We start from the raw sequence: 6,125 nt of genomic DNA on the forward strand, positions 1-6,125 counted from the left end.
GTTCAGCCGGTGGGCTCCCGCACCACCAGCGGGGTGCCCAGCCGCTGGTGTCCGCCGCTGGCGATCATGCGCACCTCACCCCGGTCGCTGATCTCCGCGCGCACGATTCCGGTCTCGTCCTCGTAGATCGGATACCCGCCCGCGCCCGACTGTTCCGTACGCCGGACGGTCACCGTGTCGTCCTCCACGGCCGACGCCTGAAATACCAACTGGTAGCTCTCCGGGTAATCCATGGCGGTTCTCCCGATACGGACGGCACGGGACGAGGTTCGCTCGCGCCTTCCCTCGTTCTCCTGCACCTTCCATCGTCCCTCGGACCGGCCCGTCGCGCCCGGTCGGCGGACCACGGCTGCGGGCTCATGCCCGGTCCACTTATCCTGAAGCCATACGGGCGGTTCGCCAGCATCGGACACATAGCCCAGATACGCCCCCTTTCCCCCGTTTCGCGTGCGCGGCGTGCGCGACCGGGAGCCCGGAGCCGGGAAGGGACACACCATGAAGGATGCCGACATGGGAGACGATGTCTACCAGCCCCAACAGCCGGAGGCCTCCGACCCCGCCGAGCAGCTCGACATCGAGGACACCCTGGACAACCGGGGCCTGACCGATCTGCTCGACGAGGGCTACTCCCCGCCCGATCGGCCGTGGGCGGTGGAGGACCAGGGCACCACGGCCGCCGAACAGCACAGTGGCGAGCCGCTGGAGAGCCGCCTGGCCCGGGAGCTGCCCGAGATCACCGAGATCACCGGCGACGGCCTGGGTGATCTGTGCGACGGTGACGGCGAACTGTGGGACGGGGAGGTGGGTACGGTACGCGCGGGCCGGCTCACCCGACAGCTGGACATCAACGAGCCGGACACCCTGGCGGCCGAGGACGTCGGGATCGACGGAGCGGCGGCATCGGCCGAGGAAGCAGCCATGCACGTGGTTCCGGACAGCCAGGGCTGAGAAGGCGCTCCCCGCGATGTGACACCTCACCTCCGAGGTCCGAACCATGCCACCTCCGAGGTCCGGACCATGACCTCGGAGGTAATCGACGCTTTCCGCGCCATCGGACATCGTGTTCCTCATCAGCACACGGGAGCCCGGCCCCAAAGGCCGGGACGCGAGGAGAGGACAGCACGATGACCGCATACGAGGACGCCGTTCAGCGCTACTTCGTCGCCTGGAACGCGGCCACCCCCGAGGACCTGGAGAAGGCCGTGGCGGCCGCCTTCACGGAGAGCGCCACCTACACCGACCCGCTGGCGGACGTGCGCGGTCACGAGGAGCTCACGGCCACGATCAACGGAGCCCACCAGCAGTTCCCCGGCTTCGAGTTCCGGCTGACCGGCACCCCGGACGGGCACCACGACATCGTGCGCTTCAGCTGGGAACTGGTCTCCTCCGCCGACGGCTCGGCGCCCGTCGCCGGGTCGGACGTGCTGGCCCTCGCCGAGGACGGACGCATCGCCTCGGTCAGCGGCTTCCTCGACCGCGTGCCCGGAGCCTGATCCACCGACAGGAGACGCCGTCCGGCGCCGAGCGCACCGGCCGTCCGACGGGCCGTCCGCTCCATGGACGGTTCCTCACCCGCCCGCGCCAGGCGAGTTCCGCGACGCGGGCGCGGCGGCTGATCGCCCCCTTCGGTCCCGTCCTCGGCGAGGACGCCTTCGGGCGGTTCCGTGTCGAGGCCGGGCCCGTCGGGGGCGCTCCTCGTGTCCGGCGGCCCCACGGCGGACGCGCCACACCGAGGCCGACGCCGGACCGCCGCGGCGTCAGGCCGGCTCGTCGAGGAACTTCCCGCCCTCCAGCAGGGTTTTGAGCGAGGAGAGGATCGCGATCCAGCCGTCGCTGACGCCCTCCAGCATCCTGCTGTCCGGGCTGTCGAACCCGTTGTGGGTGACCGTCAGCTTGATGCCCAACTCGGGCTCGTCGGCGGGCTCGATGTCGAAGGCGACCTTCGACCGCTCCCGGACGGCCTTCTCCCACTCCTCTTCCGAGGCGAAGTCGAACATCTGACGGTGCATGGGCTGCAGAGTGTGCCAGGTGTACGAGAGCCGCCTACCGGGCTCCGCCTCCAGGACACGCTGGCCGACCTCCTCGAACTCACCGTCCGGATCCATCTTCCACCGCACCGGCGCGCCGACCTCCCAGGTCGACTCGGGGCCGTAACCACCCATGTAGATCTTGATGAACTCGGGGTCGGTCAGCGCCCGATACAGCTTCTCGGCAGTGGTCTGGATGTAGAGCGCGTAGACGAACTCGGACTGGTCCATGACCGTTCCTTCCAGGGTCTGTTCACGGTGGGACAGTGCGGCCTGACGGCGTCCGTACCGGCCGATCCAGCGGTCGGTGACCTCCTGGATGGGCACCGGGTCGAGGTAGTACAGCTTCTCCCGCCCCCGGCGCACGGCGGTGACGAGCAACGCCGATTCCAGCACCGCCAGATGTTTGCTCACCGCCTGCCGGCTCATGCCCAGGCCCTCGCCCAACTCGCGCAGGGTCTGGCCGCCCCGCGCGTTGAGCCGGTCGAGGAGCTCCCGGCGGCTCGGATCGGCGAGCGCCTTGAATATCGGGTCCATCGTCGCCATCGGGACCACCCTCACCTGCTCGCCGCTCCGCCTCCCCCTCCACCATAGGCAACCTTTCGGTTGCATGTCGAGCCGGAGCCGCGGGCCCACCACGAGCCGGGCCGCCGGTGGGCGGCCTCCCTCGGCCGAGGTCGCCGGAAGACACTCACCGCGCCTGCGCGCCTCCCACCCCCGCCGCTCGCCCGCAACGCCTCCCGGCCGCCGGAGCGATTTCTGGAATTAACTTCTGATGTCTTGTCACGGCCGGTTCTACGCGCATAGCTTTTGCCGTCACCACACTACGGGAGCAGCTCACCGTGCACATATCCAGACCCCGTTCCGTCCTCCTGGCCGGCGCCGTCGCCGTCACACTCTCGGTCACCGCTCTGCCCGCCGCATTCGCGACTCCGTCCTCGACCGCCGTGATCTCCGAGGTGTACGGCGGTGGGGGCAACTCGGGTGCCACACTCAGCCGCGACTTCATCGAGCTGGCCAACGCCGGTTCCACCGGTTACGACCTGTCCGGTTTCAGCGTCCAGTACCTGCCCGCCGCCCCGGCCGCCGGATCGCTGTGGCAGGCCTCCGCACTGAGCGGTTCCATCGCCCCCGGCGGCCGCTATCTCGTCGCCCAGGCCGCGGGCACCGGCGGCACCGTCGCGCTGCCGACGCCGGACACCACCGGCACGATCGCGATGGCGGCCGGTGGCGGCACCGTCGCGCTCGTCTCCGGTACGACCCCACTGACCTGCAAGACGGCTGCCGACTGCGCGGCCGACACCCGGATAGTGGACCTCGTGGGCTACGGTTCCGCAGTCGTACGGGAGGGCAGCGGCCCGGCCGCGGGAGCGTCGAACACCTTCTCGGTGGAGCGCGGTGCGTCCCTCGCCGACACCGATGACAACGCCGCCGACTTCACCGCCGGCGACCCGACACCGGTCAACTCGGCCGGCGAGACGTCCGGCGGCTCCGGCCCCGTGGACCCCGGCGGCCCGACCGAGCCCGGCACCGTCCGGATCCACGACATCCAGGGCACCACCCGGGTGTCGCCGCTCAAGGGCCGGTCGGTGACCGGGGTGCCCGGCATCGTCACCGGCGTACGGACCACCGGTTCGCGCGGCTTCTGGATCCAGGACGCCGCGCCGGACACGGACCCCCGGACCAGCGAGGGCGTGTTCGTCTTCACCGGCTCCACCGCTCCGGAGGTCGCCGTGGGCGACTCGGTGCTGGTCAGCGGCAAGGTGGACGAGTACTACCCCTCGTCGACCACCCAGTCGATCACCGAGATCAACGCCCCGAAGACGACGGTGCTGTCCTCGGGCAACGCGCTGCCGGCCCCGGTCGTGCTCGACGCGGCCTCGGTACCGGACGCCTTCGCCCCATCGGCGGACGGCGGTTCGATCGATTCGCTGGCCCTCGCCCCCTCGGCGTACGCCCTCGACCTCTACGAGTCGCTCGAAGGCACCCGCGTCCAGGTCTCCGACACGCGGGTGACGGGTGCGACGACCGCGTACGACGAGGTGTGGGTGACCGTCAAGCCCGACGAGAACCGGACCCGGCGGGGCGGCACGCTGTACTCCTCGTACAACGACCAGAACACCGGCCGCATCAAGGTGATGTCCCTCGACCCGGCCGACCCGGTCCCCGTCGCCGACGTGGGCGATGTGCTGTCCGGCACCACCACCGGTGTCATGGACTACGCGTCGTTCGGTGGCTACAACCTCCAGGCCACCGAACTCGGCACGCTCACCGACAACCATCTCCGACGGGAAGTCACCCGGAAGCAGAAGGGCAACGAGCTCGCCGTCGCCACGTACAACGTGGAGAATCTGGACGCGCTGGACGAGCAGGCCAAGTTCGACACCCTCGCCGAGGGCGTCGCGACCAACCTCTCCTCCCCGGACATCGTGTCGCTGGAGGAGATCCAGGACGACAACGGTGCGGTGAACGACGGCACGGTCGGCTCCGAGGCGACGCTGAAGCGGTTCACCGACGCGATCGTCGCCGCGGGCGGTCCGCGGTACGCGTGGCGGTACATCTCCCCCGAGAACAACAAGGACGGCGGCGAACCGGGCGGCAACATCCGCAACGTCTTCCTCTTCAATCCCAAGAGGGTCGACTTCGTGGACCGCGCGGGCGGCGGCGCGACCACCGCCGTGACCGCCGTGCCGACGAAGAAGGGGGTGACGCTCTCGGCGTCGCCCGGCCGGATCGCCCCGACCAGCGACGCGTGGGCGGACAGCCGCAAGCCGCTCGTCGGAGAGTTCCGCTTCCACGGCAAGCCGGTCTTCGTCATCGGCAACCACTTCACGTCCAAGGGCGGCGACCAGCCCCTGCACGGCCGGTACCAGGAGCCCAAACGCAGCTCCGAGACGAAGCGTGTGAAGCAGGCGACGGAGGTGAACACCTTCGTCAAGTCGTTGCTGGCCGCCGACGATTCGGCCCGGATCATCACGCTCGGCGACCTCAACGACTTCGCCTTCTCCCCGACGATGGACGCGCTGACCAGCGGCAAGGTGCTCAAGCCGCTGATCACCACGCTGCCCGCGAGCGAGCAGTACAGCTACGTGTACGAGGGCAACTCGCAGACGCTGGACCACATCCTGACCAGCCCCGGCGTCCGCCGCTTCGACTACGACGTGGTGCACATCAACGCGGAGTTCGCCAAGCAGGCGAGCGACCACGACCCGCAGGTCGTGCGGGTGGACGTCAACGCCCCGAGCAACAACGGGCACTGACCGCCGGGCCCGCGCGGACGCCGCGGGCCACAGGGTGGGGTCGACCGGCCGCCGGTCGGCCCCACCCTCGCGTCGTTCCTGGTCGCCCCCGCCGATGCCCGGTCCGGCTCTCAGGCCCTCGGCACCGGTCGCGCGCTCGGCGCAGCGACCGCGCGGCGTGCGGCGAGTGGGTCAGGGCGTACAGGAACGAATGCCGGATGTAGCGTTGTGCCAACTCCCGCCGGTGGGCCTTGCACTCCGGGTCCAGACACATCAGCGCCGCGGCGGCCAGGGTGGCGAGCCCGTCCGAGGGCCGGCCGGCACGGCTCCCCGCCGCGGGGCCTCGCCCGTAGACTCCGCGATCATGACGACAGATATGCCGATAGCCGGGGCCGGAACAGCTGAGCCCGCGCTCTTCGCGACGATGTCCACCATGCGGGCCATGCGCCGTCTCAAGCCGGAACCGGTGCCCGACGAGACGCTGGAGCGGCTCGTACAGGCCGCCGTCTGGGGTCCCAGTGGCGGCAACATGCAGTGCTACGAGTACGTGGTCGTGACCGACCGCAAGGTGATGGCGCGCCTCGCGCCGCTGTGGAAGCGGTGCGTGGACGCCTATTTGGCGACGACCGGGAAGTACGCGCCCAAGGGCATGGACGACGCGGCGTACGGCCGGATGGTCGCCGCGATCGAGTACCAGCGGGACCACTTCGCCGATACGCCCGCGCTGATCGTGCCCTGCTACCGGTTCCCGGAACCGCGTCTGGACTAGTGTCCTGCGCCAGGAATTCGATCAAGATATGCGGCGAGGCGTTCGAGGATCTCGTCGGCGCTCTTCGTCCAGGCGAAGGGGCGGGGGTTC

The 6,125-nt window shown here is 70.0% G+C and carries 5 protein-coding genes and 2 pseudogenes; 4 read left to right on the top strand and 3 right to left on the bottom strand.

All coding sequences use genetic code 11. From position 1 onward, the window contains the following. Positions 1 to 2 precede the first annotated feature (2 nt). Positions 3 to 233 carry a DUF6296 family protein gene (locus ABZ826_RS24750; RefSeq protein WP_361452229.1) on the bottom strand — a complete coding sequence of 77 codons (231 nt, stop codon included), beginning with the start codon at positions 231 to 233 and terminating at the stop codon, positions 3 to 5. A gap of 262 nt (positions 234 to 495) precedes the next feature. Here ABZ826_RS24750 and ABZ826_RS24755 point away from each other — a divergent pair, with 262 nt between their 5' ends. Further along, entirely contained in the window at positions 496 to 948 is a 453-nt protein-coding gene (locus ABZ826_RS24755) for a DUF5709 domain-containing protein (protein ID WP_361452232.1), read from the top strand. 176 nt (positions 949 to 1,124) lie between these two features. Continuing rightward, entirely contained in the window at positions 1,125 to 1,493 is a 369-nt protein-coding gene (locus ABZ826_RS24760) for a nuclear transport factor 2 family protein (RefSeq protein WP_361452235.1), read from the top strand. Positions 1,494 to 1,757: 264 nt separating this feature from the next. Here the strand turns inward: ABZ826_RS24760 and ABZ826_RS24765 are convergent, their stop codons facing one another. Further along, positions 1,758 to 2,564 carry a metalloregulator ArsR/SmtB family transcription factor gene (locus tag ABZ826_RS24765; protein WP_361452250.1) on the bottom strand — a complete coding sequence of 269 codons (807 nt, stop codon included), beginning with the start codon at positions 2,562 to 2,564 and terminating at the stop codon, positions 1,758 to 1,760. 305 nt (positions 2,565 to 2,869) lie between these two features. On the opposite strand from ABZ826_RS24765, the gene ABZ826_RS24770 reads away from it, so the two are divergent. After that, complete coding sequence (locus ABZ826_RS24770; protein ID WP_361452238.1) at positions 2,870 to 5,287, top strand: endonuclease/exonuclease/phosphatase family protein; 2,418 nt, start codon at positions 2,870 to 2,872, stop codon at positions 5,285 to 5,287. A gap of 133 nt (positions 5,288 to 5,420) precedes the next feature. Here ABZ826_RS24770 and ABZ826_RS24775 read toward each other — a convergent pair. Next, positions 5,421 to 5,573, bottom strand: a pseudogene (locus ABZ826_RS24775) (alpha/beta hydrolase); the annotation flags it as partial. 57 nt (positions 5,574 to 5,630) lie between these two features. Between ABZ826_RS24775 and ABZ826_RS24780 the strand changes: the two are divergent. Then, a pseudogene (locus tag ABZ826_RS24780) lies at positions 5,631 to 6,032 on the top strand (nitroreductase family protein); the annotation flags it as partial. Positions 6,033 to 6,125: the final 93 nt, after the last annotated feature.

The organism is Streptomyces sp. NPDC047515 (genome assembly GCF_040643055.1).
Classification (GTDB): domain Bacteria; phylum Actinomycetota; class Actinomycetes; order Streptomycetales; family Streptomycetaceae; genus Streptomyces.

Bases quoted from the DNA above. Each gene is read 5' to 3' on its own strand.
- ABZ826_RS24750 (WP_361452229.1), bottom strand. From the start codon at position 233: ATGGATTACCCGGAGAGCTACCAGTTGGTATTTCAGGCGTCGGCCGTG.
- ABZ826_RS24755 (WP_361452232.1), top strand. From the start codon at position 496: ATGAAGGATGCCGACATGGGAGACGATGTCTACCAGCCCCAACAGCCG.
- ABZ826_RS24760 (WP_361452235.1), top strand. From the start codon at position 1,125: ATGACCGCATACGAGGACGCCGTTCAGCGCTACTTCGTCGCCTGGAAC.
- ABZ826_RS24765 (WP_361452250.1), bottom strand. From the start codon at position 2,564: ATGGACCCGATATTCAAGGCGCTCGCCGATCCGAGCCGCCGGGAGCTC.